This is a genomic window from Mesorhizobium sp. BH1-1-5, from assembly GCF_020165615.1.
Classification (GTDB): domain Bacteria; phylum Pseudomonadota; class Alphaproteobacteria; order Rhizobiales; family Rhizobiaceae; genus Mesorhizobium.
Window position 1 is genome coordinate 214081 of the sequence record NZ_JAIUIM010000008.1, and the last position, 19665, is coordinate 233745.

A 19665-nucleotide genomic window follows, 5' to 3' on the forward strand; every position below is an offset into this window, starting at 1 on the left:
CTCACCTATTAAGTCAATTCGCTTGACTTAATTAGTCGATCAATCCTTTAATGGAGTCAAGAGGGGAAACGACGGTGCATGACATCAGCCCGATCCGTGCCAAAAGCGGCACCAACCAGGAGGGAACGAGCGCGCATAACCGCCGCGTCATGATCGAGGCGCTGCGGCTCAACGGCGCGCTTTCGCGCGCCGACCTGGCGCGGGCGACGCAGCTTACCAAGCAGGCGGTTTCCAACATCATCGAGGATCTCGAGCGCGATGGGCTGGTTGTCGCCCTGGATGCGGTGCGCAAGGGCAGGGGGCAGCCTTTCACGCCCTACCGGCTGGTTCCCGAAGGGGCCTTCGCCATCGGGCTGCAGATCGACCGGCATTTGACACGCGTCGTTGTGGTCGATCTCGTCGGCAAGGTGATCGCGCGCGCCGAGGCGGGGCTGCCGTTCGACGAGCCTTCGACGGGCGTCAAGATCATCCTCGGCCTGGTCGACCGCGTAAGGCGCGAGCTGGCTTCCTTGTTTGCCCAGTCCGAACGGCGGCTGGTCGGGTTGGGCGTCGCCATGCCGGGCCCGTTCGGGCTGAAGAATCCCGACAACAAATGGATGATGCCGGCCTGGCAGCAATTTCCGCTGGTGGAGGCGCTCGCGGCCGGCACCGGGCTCAATGTCGGCCTGCAGAACGACGCGGCGGCCTGCGCGACGGCGGAGCGGATCGTCGGGGCCGCGCATGGCGTCGATCACGCCGTCTGCCTTTATGTCGGCTACGGCATAGCCGCCGGGCTGATCCTCAACGGAGAACTCTACGGCGGCGGCAACGGCAATGCGGGCGAGGTCGGCATGGCGTTGCTTTCGCCGGCCGGCCCCGGCTCCACGCCGTTGGAGCATCGCGCCTCGCTCGCCTCGCTCTACCAGCATCTCGGCCTCGACCCCGCCGAGAGGGGACTCTACGAGACGCTCGGCGCACTGGCGCTTGCGCAAGACCCGCGGGTCATGGGCTGGGTCGAAAGAGCTGCGTCCGACCTGCGCTGGGGCGTGCACCTGATCGAAACGATCTTCGATCCGCAGACCGTCATCCTCACCAGCAGCGCGCCCGAGGCGCTGGCCCGGCTTCTGCTCCAAGCCATGCATCCGCTGCTGCCGTCGATCGCGGATCGTCCCGTTCGGCGCCTGCCGCGGCTGCAACTCGGCACCACGGATCCCTGGGCGATCGCCGTGGGCGCCGCGGCCGAGCCGATCAGCCGGGCCTTCGATCCGCGATTTTCCGCAATCCTGAAGGCCGGGTAGAAAGGCGCAAGGCGCTCAGTTGGCCGCTTACGTCACGCTGGCGGCGAAGGCGGTATCGATGATGGCAAGCTTGACCGCCTGCGCGGTGACGTATTCGCCATAGAATTCCTTCGATATCCACATGACGGAATGGCCGCGCCGCCCAAGCCAGCCGACGCTGCCGAGCGCCTCGGCGTCGCGCAGTTTGCGCGCAAGGTGGGTGCGCGACAGCTTCAGCCACCTGGCGAAATCGCCAATCGACAGCACGCCGGTGGGAATGCGCTCCTGGCCGGCATTTTGAGGGTCGACGCCGGCGATCAGCCAGTCCATAACGACGCCGCCATTGTTGAGCCAGGTGAACAGCGAAAAAGTCTGTTGCGGCTCGCGCACCGGCACCGAGGAAATCAGGCCGTCCGCGATCAGGGGCTGCAACTTGGCCAGCATTTGCGGCCGCGCTTGAAATGTCTCCAGGCGGTTCGCGCCGTCAAGAGCATCAAGCGTGCTCAGATGCATATGAATCCAGCCGATCAACGGCTCCAGGGTCATGGCGGGCAGGTGCAGGGGGCGAATGCGGCCGTCGTCGCCCGCCGGCCCGACCTCGATGAAATTATAGTGCTGCATTTCCTTGATGAAGGCATGGGCCGTGTTTCGGCTTGCCACCGCATGCTGAACGGTGACGTCGACAAAACGCGCCGCCGTCATTTCCTTTCGGTAGTCGCTGGGGTCTCTGCGGAAATGCAGGGCAAGACCGATATGGGCCATCAGCCAGCGTTGCTGGGTGGCAAAGACCGAGGATGCCCGCGGGTTTCCTTCATAGGCCTGCTGCATCGCCATCGCCTGTGCGCGCACGCAAGCATGCAGCGCCGGGTGACCGGCAATGTCTTCATAGGTCAAGGCACCCTCCCAGCTTCCACCCAAAGATGCTGTAGTCTCGCAAGTTGCGGATAGCAGTTTTGGCCGGCACCCGCCAGCGTGGGGGCGGCTTTGCGCGAGGTGCGCCGACTTTGACGGTCAACTATCTTTCAGAGCCGAGAGACAGCCCTCGAAGGCTTCGTCGACTACGGCGAGCTTGGACGCCTGGACCGCCATGTATTCGTCGTAGAACTGCCGCGAAACCCACATCACGGAATGACCGCGCTGGCCGACCCAGCCGATGCTGCCGAGTGCCTCGGCATCATGGAGCTTGCGCGCCAGATGGGTGCGCGAGAGCTTCAGCCAGTGGGCGAATTCGCTGACCGAAATGACGCCGGTCGGTATCCTGTCGAGATGGACGTCCTCGGAATCGATGCCGGACATCAGCCAGTCCATGACGATGCCGCCGTTGTTTAGCCAGATAAACAATGAAAAAGTCTGCCCAGGCTCCCGCACGCCCTCGCTGGCCAGCAATCCATCGGCGATCAGCGGCTGCAGGGTAGGCAGCATTTCGGGCCGATCGAGGAAGGCTGCCAACCGGCTTCCGCCATCTATGTGGTCGAGCGTCCTCAGATGAGCGTAAATCCAGCCGGTGAAGGTCTCGATGGTGCCCGCCGTGACCCGCATGGGATGGGCGCGGCCATCACCGCTGGTCGAGATGTATTCGGCGATGTTGTAGTGCAGCATCTCCTTGACGAAGGCCTCGGCGGTGTTGCGGCTGGCCACGGAATTGCGGCGCACGACCTCGATGAAACGCGCCATCGTCATTTCGGTGCGGCGGTCGTTGGGATCGCGCCGGAAATGCAGCGCCAGGCCGACATGAGCGAGCAGCCAGCGCTGCTGGGTGGCAAACACGGCGGCCAGTCGCGGGCTCGTTTCATAAATATGGATGAGCGCCTTCGCCTGTTCCTGCACACCGCGCAGCGCTGCCGGATGACGGGCGATCTCTGCGGCGCTCTGCGGCATTTCCTGCGGTACTCCATGCGATTCCAAGCAACGACAAATGAAGATTCCCAGTCTTAGCCGGCCGTGTCCAGTTGCCTATTGGAACAACGAACGATTAGGCGATGGATTCGTTGCTAACTCTTTGCGTCGGCTTGGGAAACCCGTGCCAATAATAGTCGAGCCCGCAGCCCTGCGTTGAATTGACGAGTCTCGGCAAGCGGGCATAGGTTCCGCGCCATCGGGGCTGCGGGGAGCGCTTTCCCGGGAAAAAAGTAACAAGGACAGGGTCTGGCGCCCGATGCGCGGCATCGGCGATGGCAACGCTTTGCGCCCAGATTTCCGTCTCGGATCGAGAGTGACTGCGTGAGCCATATGGGCGGAACCGGCTTCCATGCCGATGAAAACCGCAACCTCCGATACGGCGACCGGCCCCGGCCCGGCGAGGCAGGATGGTGTGGCTATGGCGGCGTCAAGACGGCGCTTGTCGCCGCTTCTGCCTGCCTCTGGCTTTCATCCGGCGCTTTCGCGCAGACCGCAAGCCAGATCACTCCGCCCACCTTTCGGCCACCGCCCGGGCCGGACACGGCAGGTGTCTCCATCCCTGAAAGCAAGGGACTGGAGGCACCCGCCGGCGCCGAGAAGCTGAAGGTCAGGCTTGCCGGAGTGCATATCGAGGGCGGCCTTGCCGACATGACCGAAACAACGCGCAAGGTCACCGCCGGACTTTCCGACCGCACGGTCACGGCAGCCGAGATCTTCGCCGCGGCGCGCCAGTTGGAAGCCGAATACGCGCGCGCCGGCTACGTGCTGGCGCGGGTGGTGCTGCCGGCGCAGAAACTGACCAACGGCGCGACGTTGCGGCTGGTCGTCGTCGATGGCTTCCTTGAAAAGATCGACACCGGCAATCTGCCGGAACGGATAAGGGGTAGGGTCGAGGCGACGCTGGCGCCGTTGGTCGGTAAAAAGGGCATCAAGCTGTCCGCGATCGAACGCAAGCTGCTGCTGGCCGGCGACACGCCGGGCGCCAGGCTGCGCTCGACACTGAAGGCAGGCTCGACCAAGGGCGCCAGCGTGCTTGTCATCGACGGCAAGTACCGGCCGATCGGCGGGCAACTCACCGTCGACAATTCGCTATCGCCTTCGTTGCAACGCTGGTCGACCGGCGTCGGCGTCGATTTCAATTCATTGCTCGGTCTCGGCGAACTCGTCTACCTGCGGGCCGGCGGATATCCCAATGGCGGCGACCAGGGCCTGACCAGCGACGATCCGCGCAATCGCAACTACGCGGCCGGTATCGTCGTCCCGATCGGTTATGACGGGCTGACGCTCAATCTCGAAGCCAGCCGCACGCGCGCCAATCCGGACGCCGAGCCTGGTTCGTTGGGCTTCGGCAGCGAATTCGAGCGCTATTCCGCGCGGCTGCGCTATCCCTGGATCCGCAGCCGGGCGCTGACGGTAAGCAGCCAATTGTCCTTCGACGCGCAGAACGACCATCTCGACGCCGTCACGCCGATCTCGTTGCCCATCGCCGAGGACAGGCTGCGCATCATCCGGTTCGGCACCGACGCCACCTGGTTCACGCCGCTCGGCGGCGTCTTCGTCGGCAACATCACGGCTTCATTCGGCATAGACGGCCTCGGCGCGCGTATGGCCGCCGACGCCACGCCGCTCCTGCCGCTGTCGCGCCAGGGCGCGGATGCCGAATTTCAGAAGCTGGAGGTCTCGGCGAGCTACAGCCAGCAACTGGCGGACCATCTCGGCGTCGATCTGTTCGCCCGGGCGCAAACCTCGTTCGGCAAGCCGCTGCTGCAGTCCGAGCAGATCGGCCTTGCCGGCGCGACCGGACTGTCGAGCTTCGATGCCGGCGCACTGCAAGGCGATTCCGGCTATGTGGTTCGCGGTGAATTGTCCTCGCCCTGGTACATGCCCTTCACCGGCGGCGTGGTCCAGCTTTCGCCTTACGTCTTCGGCGCCGTCGGCGAAGTCCGGCTGGAAATGCCGACGGCGCTCGAGAGCGCCAGCACCGTCGGCGCCTCCTACGGGCTTGGCGTCAAGCTCGGCACGGCCTTCGCCAGCGATCCCACCAACACGAGCCTGACCCTCGAATGGGGCCGTCAGCACCGTGACGATCATCAGCCTATCAGCGATCGCTTCTCGCTGAGCGGCGCCATCCAGTTCTAGGGCCGGCCATGCGCGACACATTTCCCCTTTTTCGCACCGTGAACCTGCCGCTTACGGCGTTGCTTCTTGGCTCGACCGCGCTTGTCGGCTTCACCTCGGCCCGGGCGCAGGAACTGCCGACGGGCGGCAGCGTCGCGTCGGGCGGCGTGACCATCTCCAAGCCGTCTTCGTCGCAGCTGGCGATCAAGCAGTCGACCAACTCGGCCATCGTCAACTGGCAGAGCTTTTCCATCGGCGCCGGCGCACGCGTCGACATCGACCAGCCGAATTCATCGTCGGTGATGCTCAACCGCGTCACCGGCAACACCAGGTCGACCATTGCCGGCCAGCTCAACGCCAATGGACAGGTGTTCCTGGTCAATCCCAACGGCATCGCCATCTCCAAGACCGGCAAGGTGAGCGCGGCCGGCTTCGTCGGCTCCTCGCTCGACATCGACGACGAGGACTTCAAGGCCGGCAAGCTCAGGTTCAAGGGCAAGGGCGCTTCTGCCGCGGTGACGAACGAGGGGTCCGTCTCGATCGGTTCAGGCGGCTATGCGGCCCTGATCGGCGGCAGCGTCGACAATTCCGGCACCATCAGCGTGCCGCTCGGCAAGGTCGGGCTGGGCTCAGGCGAGGAGGCGACGCTCGATCTTTCAGGCGACGGGTTCCTGCAGGTCGCGGTGCCGACCAGGGCGGATGGCTCGAGCGCGCTGGTCTCCAATTCGGGCGTGATCAGCGCCGATGGCGGCCGGGTCGAGATCAAGGCGGCGGCAGCCAAGGAAGCGGCGCGGCAGGCCGTCAATATGTCGGGCCTCGTCGAGGCGCGCACCGTGTCGGGCCAGTCCGGCGAGATCGTGCTTGGCGGCGCCGACGGCTCGGTCGAAGTATCGGGCAAGCTCGACGTTTCGGCCAAGGCCAGCGGCCAGGGCGGCAAGGTGACCGTCACCGGGCGGAAGCTGAAGCTCAAGGGCGCTGTTGTCGACGCCTCGGGCAAGGATGGCGGCACGGTCAAGATTGGCGGCGACAAACAAGGCTCGGGCCCGCTGCAACGGGCCGAGACGACCGAGATCGACAAGGACACGGTGATCAGCGCCGACGCGACCGGCAATGGCGACGGCGGCACGGTGATCGTCTGGTCGGACGAACAGACGGCATTTGCCGGCAAGATCTCGGCGCGTGGCGGCGATGTCAGCGGCAATGGCGGCTTCGTCGAAGTTTCGGGCAAGCAGCGCCTCGACTTCACCGGCTCGGCTGATCTTCGCGCCCGCTTCGGCTACACGGGCGATCTGCTGCTCGACCCCTACAACGTCACCATCTCCAACGTCGCCGGCAACACCGGCGGCAGCATGAGCGCCAACGCCAACGACAGCGTCATCAACGTCACGACGCTGCAGAACCTGCTCGCGACAGCCAACGTCACCATCTCCACGGGCAGCGGCGGCTCTCAGGCGGGCGACATCACCGTTGCCGCGCCGATCACGTGGAGCACCAACACGCTGACGCTCGACGCCTATCACTCGATCGTCTTCAACGCCGACGCCACGCTCGGCGGCGTCGGCGGGCTTTCGCTTGTCACCAATCATGGCGGCTCCGGCGGAACGATCTCCTATGCGCTAGGCGCCTCGGCCACTTTCACCGGCGCGCCGGGAGCGCAGGCGCTGTCGATCAACGGCCAAAGCTACACGCTGATCTACGACGTCAACGGCCTGCAGGCGATCAACAGCGGGCTGACGGGGCGCTACGCCCTGGCAAGGAACATCGATGCCAGCGCTACCTCAAGCTGGAACGCCGGTCTCGGCTTCATATCCCTCGGCACCGATGGCAACAGCACTGTCCAGAATGGCGGCAACGGTTTCACGGGCACCTTCGATGGCCTTGGCCATGCCATCGACAAATTGTCCGTATTGCAACCCTCGGCTCAATATGTCGGTCTGTTCGGCTATGTCGGCGCGGGTGGCCTGGTCCAGAATGTCGGCGTCACCGATGCAACCATCCGCGGCAACAAGACACTTGGCGCAATCGCCGGCCTGAATGCCGGCACGGTCACACAGGTCTATTCGACCGGCCAGTTGTTCACGACGGGTTATGGGTCGGTCTCCGGCGGTCTGATCGGTGAAAACGACGGCGCGCTGTCCGACAGCTTCTCCACGGTTATCGTCAGTGCCCGTGACACCAACACCGCCGGCGGTGCCGTGGGCACCAATGGTTACTCGGGAACCATCGATCGCGTCTACGCCTCGGGCGCCGTCGACATCGGCAGCGGCGGCGCGGCGGCCGGCGGTCTCATCGGATCGAATTCGGCCATAGGCGCGGTCGGCGGCCGGGTCACGGACAGCTATGCGACCGGCGCGGTGAGCGGCGGGGCCTATATCGGAGGGTTTATCGGCGCCAACTACTTCCAAAGCGTGGTCAGCGGCGCCTACGACACGACGACGTCGGGCGGCAAGCCTGCGATCGGCTACGGCACGGCCAGCGGAGCGGACATCACTATAGTCGGCCTCTCCACCTCCAGCTTTCAGAATGGCGGCGCCAGCGGATTGAGCGCCAGTTACGGCGGCGGCGTGGGCGGCCTCTATCCCTATCTCAAAAGTTTCTACCCCAATGGCGTGCAGGCGATCTCCGGCATTGCCTACAAGGATGCCGGCGCGACCGTGCTAAGTTCCGGTGTCCGCCAGCCTGCCTATGTTCCCGATGCCGGGCTGGTGTCGGTTGTGTCGGGCGGCGTCAACCTCGGCACGGTCTCGACCGGCGTCAACGGCTACTACTATCTCGCCCTTCCGACCGGTACGGTCTCGAACTCGGTTGTCGCCTACACCGTTGCCAACCCAAGCTCGGGTGCAAAGAACGGTGCAACTTTCCGTACGGGCCTCTCCGGCGGCAATATCTCGAACCTCAACGTCTATGGCGACTGGCGCGTCGATGAAGCGGACGGTTCGATCGCTTCCCTCTCGGCGCTGAACAGCGCCTATGCTTCGGCGGTCGGCTCGACCTCCGTCGGCAGCCTCTCCTTCGCCAATCGCCAGATCGAGACGGCGGCGACGACGTTCGCTCTCGACCAGGCGCTGTCGGTGGGCAGCGGCACGCTGGCGCTGTCGTCCAGTGGCACGGTCACGCAGACCGGCGGCCTGACCGCGGCGTCGCTCTGGCTTGGCGGCACGGGGAGCTTCAGCCTTACCAATGCGGGCAACCAGGTCGGAGCGGTTGGCGGCAATGCCGGCTCCGTCGATCTGCAGGATGGCACCAGCTTGACCGTCGCCCGGGTCACGAACGCTCGTGGGGTCGCCACGAACGGCGTGAGCACCAGCGGTTCCGCAAAGCTTCGGACAACAGGCGATCTCACCATCGCGGCGAATGCAACGGTCAGTGGCGCGGACCCGGTGCTGTCGGGGGCGCACTTCATCAACAACCGCGGCAGCGACGCCGTCACCGCGACCAGCGGACGCTGGCTGGCCTATGCCGCAGGTCCGGACGGCAACACATTCGGCAACCTCGACAGCGACAACACCGCGATCTGGAACACCGCAGCCGGAGGCGCGGTGGGCGCATCAGGCAACCGTTATGTCTTCGCCTATCAGCCGACGCTGACTTTCACCTCCGACAATGCATCGAAGGTCTATGGCGACGCCATGCCGGCACTGAGCTATTCGGTGTCGGGCTATCAGGCGGGGGTGGCCAACGCCTATCTTGGTGACAGCGCTTTGACAGCCTACAGCGGCACGCCGACGCTCTCGGCCCCCAATACGCTTGCCCTCCAGCAACTCGGCGCCGGGACCTATACGATCACCATCGACGCCGGCGACGTCGCCGCGCAGAACGGCTACGCGCTTGCCTTCAACAGCACGGGCCAGCTTTCCGTCGCAAAGCGAGCCGTGGCGGTCACGGCGACGCCGGGGCAGAGCAAGACCTATGGCGATGCCGATCCTTCGTCTTATGGCTACACGTATAGCGATCTCGGCACCGGCGCGTCGTTGGTCGGCACGCTCAGCCGGGATGCCGGCGAAAATGCCGGCAGCTACGCCATTGGCCAGGGCACGCTGACCAGTGCGAACAATGCGAACTACGACATCAGCTATGTCGGCGCCGATTTCACCATCGACAAGCGCGCGGTAACGGTCACCGTCGATCAGGGCCAGAGCAAGATCTACGGCAATGCCGATCCGTCGCTCTACACCTATTCCGTCTCCAATCTCGACGGCGGCGTGACGCTGACCGGCAGCCTCGATCGCGTGGCCGGCGAGAACGCCGGCACCTACGCCATCGGCGAGGGCACGCTGGACGTGTCCAATTCCAACTACGATATCGCTTTCGTCGGTGCGGACTTCACCATCGCCAAGCGCGCGATCACGGTGACGGCCGACGCCAAGGGCCGCGCCTACGGCGATGTCAATCCGGCGCTGACCTATCAGGTCACTTCGGGCAACCTGGTTGGCAGCGACAGCCTGATCGGCTCCCTGGCGACGTCGGCAACGACGGCGTCTGGCGTCGGCACTTACGGCATCACGCAAGGGACGCTCGACAACGGCAATTACGCGATCAGCTATGTCGGGGCCGACCTGACCGTCGCCAAGCGCGCGATCGCGGTGACGGCCGATGCCAAGAGCCGTACCTATGGCGACAGCAATCCGGCGCTGACCTATCAGATTACCTCGGGCAACCTGGTTGGCAGCGATAGCCTGATCGGCTCCCTGGCGACGTCGGCAACGACGGCGTCTGGCGTCGGCACCTACGGCATCACGCAAGGGACGCTCGACAACGGCAATTATGCGATCAGCTATGTCGGCGCGGATCTGACCGTCGGCAAGCGTGCGATCACGGTTACAGCCGATGCCAAGAACCGTGTCTATGGCGACGGCAATCCGGCGCTGACCTATCAGGTTACTGCAGGCAATCTGATCGGCAGCGACGTGCTGACCGGTTCGCTGGCGACGACAGCGACCGCGACCTCGGATGTCGGCACTTACGGCATCGCGCAAGGGACGCTCGACAACGGCAATTATGCCATCAGCTATATCGGCGCCGATCTGACCGTCGGCAAACGCTCCGTGACGGTGACCGCGACGGCAGGCCAGGGCAAGACCTATGGCAATGCCGATCCGTCATCCTACAGCTATGCCTACAGCGACCTCGGCGGCGGTGCTGCGCTGGTCGGCGCTCTTGACCGCGCGGCGGGCGAAAATGCCGGTGGCTACGCCATCGGCCGGGGCACGCTGACCGATGCCGCGAATTCCAACTACGACATCACCTTCGTCGGCGCTGATTTCACCATCGCCAAGCGCGCGATCACCGTCACGGCCGACGCGCAAGGCCGTCGGCTGGGCATGCCCAATCCGCCGCTCACCTATACGATCGGCGGACTTGGTTTGGTCGACAATGACAGCCTGACCGGCGCGCTCGCCACCGACGCCACGACGGCAAGTGCGCCTGGAAGCTACGCCATCGAACAGGGAAGCCTCAGCGCCTCCGCCAATTATGAGCTGACTTATGTCGGCGCCAACCTGGCGGTGCAGCCGTCCAATGTGCTGCCGACGGTCGACGCCGCCAGCACTGTTGCCTTCAATGCCGGCGCCCATGGCAGCGGACAGCCGGCCCCAGTCTTCTTCACCGGCCTGCCGGCGCAAGGTGACACCCAGACGCTGGTCGTGGACCCACGCTTTGACAGCGCCGCTTTCTGCCAGCGCATGGCGGAGGCTGCGTCGGTCTGCGCTTCGGCGCTGGTCCAGTAGAGAGCGGGGGTGGATATGCGGCTCCAGCCCTTTGCAGGCCGCGGATGGCGGCCTATCGTGGCCGCTGATGGCCGACCATGGCGCGGCCTTTGCCACAGAGTGAAACGATGCCGAGAACAATCCGGACCCTGACCGCCAGCGAAGTGGAAACGCTTGTCGGCTGGGCGGCGGGGGAAGGCTGGAATCCGGGCATCGGCGATGCCGCGGCGCTACGGGCGGCCGATCCGGAGGGGTTCATCGGCGCCTTTGTCGGCGGCGAGATGGTGGCCGGCATTTCGGCCGTCGCATACGGCCCGGCTTTCGGTTTCATCGGCCTCTATATCTGCCGGTCGGACCGGCGTGGCGAAGGGCACGGCAAGGCGGTTTGGGCCGCCGGCATGGTTCCGGGCTTCTCCACGACGCACATGTACAAGGGCGGCAAGCCCGGCAACGCCCCCTCGACGGTTTTCGGCATCACGACGCTCGAACTGGGATGATCGCGGGCGGCACGGCATGCTGAGATCATTGTTTTGCCTGGCTGGTCCATGCGACATGGCCCAATGACGTGGTTGCCTTTGCCGGGCGATGCGTTTCGCGGAGGTTTATCGAATGGCTGGCAGGACTGTCCTGATCGCCGGCGGCGCCGGGGGAATGGGTCTGGCGACCGGACTGCGTTTCGCCGCTGACGGCGAGCGGATCGCGCTCGCCGATCTTCCCGGCCCCAAGCTCGACGCCGCCTTGGCGCGGATTGCCGCGACCGGGGCGGACGCGATCGGCTTGCCGCTCGATATCCGCTCCGCCGCCGCCTGCCGCGACGTGGTGGGCAAGGCCAGGGACTGGGGCGGCGCGATCGACATCCTCGTCAACGCCGCCGGCGTCTGGCTGGAGGGGCCGGCAAACCAGGTCGAGGAAGAGCAGTGGGACCTGGTGCTGGACGTCAATCTCAAGGGCGCGTTCTTCCTGATCTCGGCGGCCATCCCGCATCTGGCGGCGGCGCAAGGCGTGATCGTCAACATTGCCTCCGACGCCGGCATCGTCGGCAACAATGGGGCTTCCGTCTATTGCGCCTCGAAGGGCGGGCTGGTGCTCTTGACCAAGGCACTTGCCCTGGAGCTCGCGCCGCAAGGCATCAGGGTCAACGCCGTCTGCCCCGGCGACACGGCAACGCCGATGATCGAATATCAGGCCAAAACTTATGGTGGAGATGATCCCGACGGCTACAAGCGCCGGCTTCTCGGGCACTATCCGCAAGGGGACAAAGCAAGGTTCATCCAGGTGGAAGAGATTGCTTCCTTCATCCACTATCTTTGCCAGCCGGGCGCTGCGCCGATCAACGGGGCCGCGCTTTCGATCGATTTCGGCGTCAGTGCCGGTTATTGAACCCGGCGTGGGATCGGTTTCATCGCGGGTGTGATTGCCCGCGCCGGCATGCCGGCATTCTAACCCTGGAGAGGAAATGATCGTGTTCCGCAAGTCTCGCAAAGCGCTGGTGACCGGCGTGGGCGCCGCCGACGGCATCGGCATGGCGACCGCGCGGGCGCTGGGCGAGGCCGGACTTTCGGTCGTCATCACCGCTTCCTCTGCCCGCGTCGAGCAACGCGCGGAGGAACTGCGAGGGGAGGGGCTCGAGATAAGCGCTTGCGTGGCCGACCTGACACTCTCCGGCGATGTCGAGCGTTTATGCTCAGAGGCCGGCGAGATCGATATCCTCGTCAACAATGCCGGGATGGGCACCGTTGCCCAGCCGGCATTGCAGCGGCGGTTTCTCGATCTCAGCGAAAGCGAATGGGACCGCGGCATCGATGTCAGCCTGAAGACCACCTTCTTGAGCACGCGCGGATTTCTGGCCGGTATGGTGCAACGCGGCCATGGCCGCGTCGTCAACATGGCCTCGGTGACCGGGCCTTACGTATCCAACGAAGGCGAAGCCGCCTATTCGGCGGCCAAGGCCGGCATGGTCGGGCTGACGCATGCGCTTGCCCTGGAGGTCGGCCGCAGCGGCGTAACGGTCAACGCCGTGGCGCCGGGCTGGATAGCGACCGGAGCCTCGACGCCTGAGGAGCTCGTCGCCGCGCGGAACACTCCGCTCGGCCGCGCCGGCAGTCCCGTGGAAGTCGCGGCCGCCGTGCTGTTCCTGGCATCCGATGCAGCCAGCTATGTCAACGGCGCCGTCCTCGTCGTGGACGGCGGCAACATCCTGCAGGAACGCAAGGGATGAGCGCGGAGCCGCGCGAACAATGGTCAGGAGCTGTTCTGTCGCCTATATAGGCGTTTTTCAGCCTTATCGTCGTTCCGTGACCCCTGCCGCCCGCCTGCAAGCCACAATCGAACTTATGCATGAAGTCGACAGCGTCGCGCGTCCCGCGGATGCGGTCGTCTCGGCGTGGTTTCGCGCCCGGCGCTATATCGGCGACAAGGACCGCGGCCAGATTCTGGAATTGCTCTATGCGCTTCTGCGGCATCATGCACGGCTTGGCTGGTGGCTGGGCAGGCATGGGCGCGAGGATACGGCCCGCAATCGGCTGCTTGCATGGCTTACGCTGAAGGAAGGCAAGACGCCCGATCAGGTCAAACGCTTGTTCGATGGCGCGAAGTTCTCACCTGCCGTCCTGACGGATCGCGAGCACGCGCTGCTGGTCAAATTGCAGGGAGGCACGATCGACCATCCAGGCATGCCGGAAGAGGTGCGCCTTGAATGCCCGTCCTGGGCGGCCGATCCGCTGCGGCGCCGTTTCAAGGAAGCGTTCAGGCAAGAGATGGCAGCGCTTCTGACGGCGGCGCCGCTCGACCTGCGCGTCAATCCGATCAAGTCGACGCGCGAGGCCATGCTTGGCGCGTTGAAGGATCTTGGCTTGGCGGCCGAGGCGTCGTCCGTGGCTCCGTACGGCATTCGCGTGAATGAACGTCCCTCGCTGGCGAGCCTGCCGATGCTCAAAACCGGCGAGGTCGAGATTCAGGACGAGGGCTCGCAACTCGTCGCCATGCTGGTCGATGCGCGGCCAGGCGAGCGCGTGGTCGATTTCTGCGCCGGCGCTGGCGGCAAGACGCTGGCCATCGCCGCGCAGATGAACAACAAGGGCCACGTCGTCGCCTGCGACGTCATGGAGGGCCGCTTGAAGCGCGGCGCCGAGCGCTTCCGCCAGGCGGGGCTGCACAATATCGAGACCAGGCTTCTGGCCAGCGAAACGGATCGTTGGATCAAGCGCCATAAGGGTGGCTTCGACCGCGTGCTGGTGGACGCGCCATGCAGCGGCACCGGCACGTGGCGGCGCAACCCCGATGCACGCTGGCGCGCGCCGGAGGAACAGGGTCTGGATAACCTCGTGTCGCTGCAAGCCCGTATCCTGGCGAGCGCGGCGCGCTTGGTGAAGCCCGGCGGGAGACTGGTCTACGCGACATGCTCGATGCTGTGCGAGGAGAATGAGGAACAGGTGGCCCGCTTCCTGGCGGTACATCCCGCTTTTCGCGCCGTGCCGCTGCAAGAGGCCGCGCCCCGGCTGACGAATTCAGCCCATTCGCGCTACCTGTCGCTGACGCCCGCCCGCAACGACACCGACGGCTTCTTCGCCGCCGTCATGCAGCGGGATGCGGAGCCACCAGGCTGCGGCTGAGATAAGACATAGTAGTGTCGCTGGTTAATCGGCGGCTGATATTCGTGGCAACCGGAGAGGGGATCTGTGCTGTCAAGCCAGCATCGACTGCTGGGCGAAGATGCCCGCCATCGCGCCTTGCCAGGATGCCGTCGTGACCGAGGGGATGAGGGGGTTGGTGAGGTCCCCCGCGGCGTAGATGCCGGGCATGCTGGTTTCGCGACGCTCATCGACCTTGAGGACGATGCCGAGGGGGGTATCGAGCGTGGCGAGGCCCAGTGATTCATGCAAGTTTGCGGACGGCTTGTTGCGCGGATGCGCGAACAGGATGTCGACAGCGACATCGGGGCCGACATTGAGCTTGAGGGTGGCATTATGGCCCCCATGACGGGCGATTTCAGTGATCCGGCCATCGACGACAGGTATGTTACGACGCGCCAGATCGGCCCGGATATCGGGAGGAATGTCGTGCCCATCGGCGAAGACCGTCAACCTGTCGGTCCAATCGTGGAACAGCCTGACCTGATTTTGCGACTGCGGGCCGGACCAGACGAGACCCCAATGCTGGCCGGCGACTTCAAAGCCGTCGCAATAGGGACAGGGCACGATGGACGTGCCCCAGCCTTCGGCGAAGCCCGGCACATCAGGCATCTGGTCGGTAATGCCATAGCTCAGGATCAGCCGGCGCGCCCCGAGGCTTTCGCCATTGTCAGTGAGAACGGAGAAATCGTCGATGCCGCCGGAGATGCTGTCGGCCCGGGTATTGACCAGCGTGATCGCCGGATAACGCGCCAGCTGCTGCCGCGCCTCGGCCAGGATGTCCAGCGGTGGCTTGTGATCGTGGCCGAGCAGGCCGTGCGAGCGGCCGGCGAAGCGATTGCGCGGCAGGCCGGTATCAAGAACAGCGACCTTGCGGCGGGCACGGCCTAGCTGCAGGGCGGCGGCGAGACCGGCAAAGCTGCCGCCTATGATGATGACATCATCCATGGTGATAAGCTCCGTGTTGTGGATGGAGGGGGCTGGTCCGGTTGAAGCCTATCCATTGGCTTGCATATTTTAGGAACTGCATGGTATCGTAATTCAAGAATTAGGATACTGTCAAGGACTGTAATTGTGGTAACCGAGAAAAATACCCAGGCCCGGCGCGGCCGGCCAGCCAACGAGGCGCTTGGACAAACGATCGTCGACACGGCGGGCGAACTTTTTGCGGAACTGGGTTTTCAAGCGACGACCTTGGACAAGGTCGCCCAGCGGGCGAAGATATCGAAGCTCAGCATCTATCGGCACTTTGAGAACAAAGAGGCGCTGTTTGGCGCGGCGTTTGCTGCCCGCTGCCAGCAATTAATACCACAGGCCCTTTTTGAAGGCGTCGAGGGTTCGGCCCAAGATCAGCTCATGGCGGTGGGATCATCACTGCTTCGCACGCTGTTGCGCCCGGATGTCCGCAATGTCGAAGCCATGGTCATGGCCGACATGACGAGCCAAAAGTCGTTGAGCAAGCTTCATTACGAAGCTGGACCCGCCCATATCATCGCCCAAATCGAGGCCCTGTTGCGTCAGTTGCACGCGAAGGCGGTTCTGAATGTGCCCGATCCTCTCCAGTCCGCCCGCTTGTTTGCCGCGCTTTTCAAAGGCTCCGATCTCCTGATTATCGCACGCTTCGATGAGGCGAGAGCAGAGGATGACAACCAAATCCAGTCCTATTGCCGGTCGGCCGTCGCCATGTTCATCGCCGCGCACGGTGGCAACGACCACGCGGGCGGATAGCCTAGGAGTACTTGCATGAAATTTTGAATGCTCGCGTTGACATCAACGCGAGCATTATCGTTGGTAGCGGGCTGACTGGCGGAGTAACGGCTACCACCCCATTCGAGGCCTTAGTGCCGGCTTAGCAGACCGTCAGCTTTGGGAAGCTGCAACGGTGGTCTGGACGGCAAAATAGAGGCGCCAAACTGCCGGCGGAATCGGATCTGCTTGTGGCTTGGATCGCCACCCGGCAGGTCAGTTATCCTGACGGTACGCTACAGAGAGAGCACCGGCCGCCTGCGGCTCACTTCTTCGGCAGCGGCACACCCTTCGTGGTGAACCTCCGTCCTCCGCCGATCGGGCGCAGAGGGCGCTTCGTGGCGGCGGCCTTGCCGGTTCCGGGCGGCTGTTGGGCGGGCACGAGCTGGTCGGGGCGAGGGCCGATAAGGTCGGCGCGACCCATCTCCTTCAAGGCATCGCGCAGCAGCGGCCAATTGTCGGGGTCGTGGTAGCGCAGGAATGCCTTGTGCAGCCGGCGCTGCCGCCCGCCGCGAACGGTCTCGACCCTGTCGGTCGCGCCGCGCCGCACGCCCTTCAGCGTGTTGACGCCGGTATGGTACATGGCGGTCGCCGTCGCCATGGGCGAAGGCAGGAAGGTCTGCACCTGGTCGGCGCGGTAGCGGTTCTTCTTCAGCCAGAGCGCCAAATGCAGCATGTCCTCGTCGGTCGTGCCGGGATGGGCGGCGATGAAGTACGGAATGAGATAGTATTTCTTGCCGGCTTCCTTGGCCGCGGCGTCGAACATCTCCTTGAAGCGGTCATAGGTGCCGATGCCGGGCTTCATCATCTTGTCGAGCGGCCCGCGCTCGGTGTGCTCGGGCGCGATCTTGAGGTAGCCGCCGACGTGGTGGGTCACCAGTTCCTTGACATATTCGGGGCTCTTGACGGCCAGGTCGTAACGCACGCCGGAGGCGACCATCACTTTCTTGACGCCCTTGACCTCGCGGACCTTGCGGTAGAGCCGGATCAGGTCGTCATGCGAGGTGTTGAGGTTGGGGCAGATGTCGGGAAACACGCAGGACGGCAGCCGGCAGGCCGCCTCGATCTTGGGGTCCTTGCAGGCCATCCGGTACATGTTGGCGGTCGGCCCGCCGATATCGGAGATCACGCCGGTAAAGCCCGGGGTCTTGTCGCGGATCTTCTCGATCTCGCGCAGGATCGAGCCCTCGGAGCGGTTCTGGATGATGCGGCCTTCATGCTCGGTGATCGAGCAGAACGTGCAGCCGCCGAAGCAGCCGCGCATCACCGTCACCGAGAACTTGATCATGTCCCAGGCGGGGATCTTGGCATCGCCATAGGACGGGTGCGGCGCGCGCGCATAAGGCAGGTCGTAGACGGCATCCATCTCGTCGGAGGTCAGCGGGATGGGCGGCGGATTGAGCCACAGGTCGCGGTCGCCATGGCGCTGGACGAGCGGGCGGGCATTGCCGGGGTTTGCCTCGCGGTGCAGCACGCGCGAGGCACGGGCATAGGCATCGCGGTCGTCCTCGACCTGCTCGAAGGACGGCAGCCGGATCACCGTGTCGCCGGGCGTGCGGCTCGCGCCCTCGTCGGCGGAATCGAGATCGTCGGCGTGCAGTTCCGTGAAATGCTCGGGCACGCGGCGGAACAGGGCGACGCCCCGGATGGTATCGAGCTGGCGTGGCGTGTCGCCGGCGGCAAGCCGGTTTGCCACCTCGACGACGGCGCGCTCGGCATTGCCGTAGATCAAGAGGTCTGCCTTGGCATCGGCCAGGATCGAGCGGCGCACCTTGTCGGACCAGTAGTCGTAATGGGCGATGCGGCGCAGCGAGGCTTCGATGCCGCCCAGCACGATAGGCACGTCCTTGTAGGCCTCGCGGCAGCGCTGCGTATAGACGATCGTGCAGCGGTCCGGCCGCTTCCCGCCCTCACCGCCCGCCGTATAGGCGTCGTCATGGCGCAGCTTGCGGTCCGAGGTATAGCGGTTGACCATGGAATCGAGGTTGCCGCCGGTGATGCCGAAGAACAGTCTCGGCCTGCCCAGCGCCTTGAACGGCTCCGCCGACTGCCAGTCGGGCTGCGAGATGATGCCGACCCGAAAACCCTGGGATTCGAGCAGGCGGCCGATGATCGCCATGCCGAAGCTCGGATGATCGACATAGGCGTCGCCTGTGACGAGCACGATGTCGCATTCATCCCAGCCGAGCGCCGTCATCTCGGCACGGCTCATCGGCAGGAACGACGCCGCCCGTCCGGCATGAGGCTTGCTGCCGGACAGCGGAGCGATGTTTTTCTGGGCGCTGGCTATGGTTTCCATGGCCACGACGTATAGGCCGCCGCCAAGGCGAATTCAATTAAGCTCGATTTGGGCTGCGGAAGAGATGCATTAGGACGTATCGGGGCGCAACGCTTGTCCGCCCCATCGATCTCTTCAGGTTTTTTGGAGGCCCTGAAGAGGGCTGGTAGCGGGAGACCGCTACAAGCGTTCCCCACCCTGTCAGATCGACGTTTTCTGCTCCGTTGTTAATGTCAGGCTTCGGGGATTACGCAGTCACCGCCCGGTTACGGGCCACGATGTCGTCGTGGCTCAGCCTACCGCCGGCCGCCATGAATTGCCTGAGAAGGGCGTCGCGATTGCCGGCAGCGCGAGACCGCTTCGCCGACTGCAGCGCCGATTTCAGCTCGTTTGCCGTCAGTTCCGTGCAATAGGCCGGGGTGCCAGGTTGCTGGCGCCAGGAGTCGCTGAGACTTCCAGCGTCGAGCGCGTCGAAGCCGGTGGCCTCGACCAATTGGATGGCAATGGCCTTGGCCTTCCCGTCGTCGCCCGCGACAGGGACTGCGATACGTCTGGATGCCCCTTTGGATTGGCCGCGCTCGGCCAGCGTCGTAGCCAGAACGGCGTTCCATGCTTTGACGACAGGACGACCGATCTGCTCGCTCACCCAAACGCTTTCGGGCTTGCCGCCATCGACCTCCGCGATCGCGCCGTCACGGAACGGATAATAGTTGGAGGTGTCGATCACCGCGACGTCGGACGGCACGTGGGTGAAGAGACCGGCCAGATCGGGATAGCTCGCGAACGGGATCGAAAGAACAATCACTTCGACGCCCTGCACGGCTTCCTCCTTCATCACGGCGGTAGCTCCAACGTCGCGGGCTAGATCGCGGATGGTGTCCGGCCCCTTCGAATTGGCGAGCTTGATCTGATGACCGCTGGCAGCAAGCTTTCGGGCCAAGGTCGCGCCGATGTTTCCAGCGCCGATGATTCCGATCTTCATTGGTATGTCCTCGTTAGTGCGATGGAGGGGCCGGCTTGCTCACCAAAAGTCT

The 19665-nt window shown here is 64.6% G+C and carries 12 protein-coding genes and 1 pseudogene; 8 read left to right on the forward strand and 5 right to left on the reverse strand.

What is annotated here, in order from left to right; translation table 11 throughout:
- The first annotated feature begins 74 nt into the window (after nt 1-74).
- Nucleotides 75-1277, forward strand: coding sequence for an ROK family transcriptional regulator (locus LB572_RS13525; protein ID WP_224668053.1), 1203 nt, complete (start codon nt 75-77; stop codon nt 1275-1277).
- A 27-nt stretch (nt 1278-1304) separates the two neighbouring features.
- Here the strand turns inward: LB572_RS13525 and LB572_RS13530 are convergent, their stop codons facing one another.
- Nucleotides 1305-2150 (reverse strand): hypothetical protein, encoded by an 846-nt coding sequence (locus LB572_RS13530; RefSeq protein WP_224668054.1) that lies wholly within the window; start codon nt 2148-2150, stop codon nt 1305-1307.
- 117 nt (nt 2151-2267) lie between these two features.
- Entirely contained in the window at nt 2268-3134 is an 867-nt protein-coding gene (locus tag LB572_RS13535) for a hypothetical protein (RefSeq protein ID WP_224668055.1), read from the reverse strand.
- A 351-nt stretch (nt 3135-3485) separates the two neighbouring features.
- Between LB572_RS13535 and LB572_RS13540 the strand changes: the two genes are divergently transcribed.
- The 6 genes and pseudogenes from LB572_RS13540 (at nt 3486) to LB572_RS13565 (ending at nt 14589) form a co-directional block, all read left to right on the forward strand.
- Nucleotides 3486-5294, forward strand: a complete 1809-nt coding sequence (locus tag LB572_RS13540; protein WP_224668076.1) for a ShlB/FhaC/HecB family hemolysin secretion/activation protein — start codon at nt 3486-3488, stop codon at nt 5292-5294.
- Nucleotides 5295-5302: 8 nt separating this feature from the next.
- A complete protein-coding gene (locus tag LB572_RS13545) occupies nt 5303-10999 on the forward strand; it encodes an MBG domain-containing protein (RefSeq protein WP_224668056.1) in 5697 nt (1898 codons plus the stop codon).
- 107 nt (nt 11000-11106) lie between these two features.
- Nucleotides 11107-11379 (forward strand): annotated as a pseudogene (locus tag LB572_RS13550) (GNAT family N-acetyltransferase); the annotation flags it as partial.
- Between the two features lie 208 nt (nt 11380-11587).
- Nucleotides 11588-12358 (forward strand): SDR family NAD(P)-dependent oxidoreductase, encoded by a 771-nt coding sequence (locus tag LB572_RS13555; RefSeq protein WP_224668057.1) that lies wholly within the window; start codon nt 11588-11590, stop codon nt 12356-12358.
- Nucleotides 12359-12440: 82 nt separating this feature from the next.
- A complete protein-coding gene (locus tag LB572_RS13560) occupies nt 12441-13196 on the forward strand; it encodes an SDR family NAD(P)-dependent oxidoreductase (RefSeq protein ID WP_224668058.1) in 756 nt (251 codons plus the stop codon).
- 115 nt (nt 13197-13311) lie between these two features.
- Nucleotides 13312-14589: an RsmB/NOP family class I SAM-dependent RNA methyltransferase gene (locus LB572_RS13565; protein WP_224668059.1), complete on the forward strand. Its 1278-nt coding sequence runs from the start codon at nt 13312-13314 to the stop codon at nt 14587-14589.
- Between the two features lie 72 nt (nt 14590-14661).
- On the opposite strand, the gene LB572_RS13570 is transcribed toward LB572_RS13565, so the two are convergent.
- On the reverse strand, nt 14662-15555 hold the full coding sequence (locus LB572_RS13570) for an NAD(P)/FAD-dependent oxidoreductase (protein ID WP_224668060.1): 894 nt from the start codon (nt 15553-15555) through the stop codon (nt 14662-14664).
- 126 nt (nt 15556-15681) lie between these two features.
- Between LB572_RS13570 and LB572_RS13575 the strand changes: the two genes are divergently transcribed.
- A complete protein-coding gene (locus tag LB572_RS13575) occupies nt 15682-16335 on the forward strand; it encodes a TetR/AcrR family transcriptional regulator (RefSeq protein ID WP_140801371.1) in 654 nt (217 codons plus the stop codon).
- A gap of 283 nt (nt 16336-16618) precedes the next feature.
- Here LB572_RS13575 and LB572_RS13580 read toward each other — a convergent pair whose 3' ends face one another.
- Together LB572_RS13580 and LB572_RS13585 are read right to left on the reverse strand one after the other, a co-directional pair.
- Nucleotides 16619-18652 (reverse strand): YgiQ family radical SAM protein, encoded by a 2034-nt coding sequence (locus tag LB572_RS13580; protein ID WP_224668061.1) that lies wholly within the window; start codon nt 18650-18652, stop codon nt 16619-16621.
- A gap of 226 nt (nt 18653-18878) precedes the next feature.
- Nucleotides 18879-19613, reverse strand: coding sequence for an NADPH-dependent F420 reductase (locus LB572_RS13585; RefSeq protein ID WP_224668062.1), 735 nt, complete (start codon nt 19611-19613; stop codon nt 18879-18881).
- Nucleotides 19614-19665 lie beyond the last annotated feature (52 nt).

Bases quoted from the DNA above. Each gene is read 5' to 3' on its own strand.
- LB572_RS13535 (WP_224668055.1), bottom strand. From the start codon at position 3,134: ATGCCGCAGAGCGCCGCAGAGATCGCCCGTCATCCGGCAGCGCTGCGC.
- LB572_RS13540 (WP_224668076.1), top strand. From the start codon at position 3,486: ATGGGCGGAACCGGCTTCCATGCCGATGAAAACCGCAACCTCCGATAC.
- LB572_RS13545 (WP_224668056.1), top strand. From the start codon at position 5,303: ATGCGCGACACATTTCCCCTTTTTCGCACCGTGAACCTGCCGCTTACG.
- LB572_RS13555 (WP_224668057.1), top strand. From the start codon at position 11,588: ATGGCTGGCAGGACTGTCCTGATCGCCGGCGGCGCCGGGGGAATGGGT.
- LB572_RS13565 (WP_224668059.1), top strand. From the start codon at position 13,312: ATGCATGAAGTCGACAGCGTCGCGCGTCCCGCGGATGCGGTCGTCTCG.
- LB572_RS13570 (WP_224668060.1), bottom strand. From the start codon at position 15,555: ATGGATGATGTCATCATCATAGGCGGCAGCTTTGCCGGTCTCGCCGCC.
- LB572_RS13580 (WP_224668061.1), bottom strand. From the start codon at position 18,652: ATGGAAACCATAGCCAGCGCCCAGAAAAACATCGCTCCGCTGTCCGGC.
- LB572_RS13585 (WP_224668062.1), bottom strand. From the start codon at position 19,613: ATGAAGATCGGAATCATCGGCGCTGGAAACATCGGCGCGACCTTGGCC.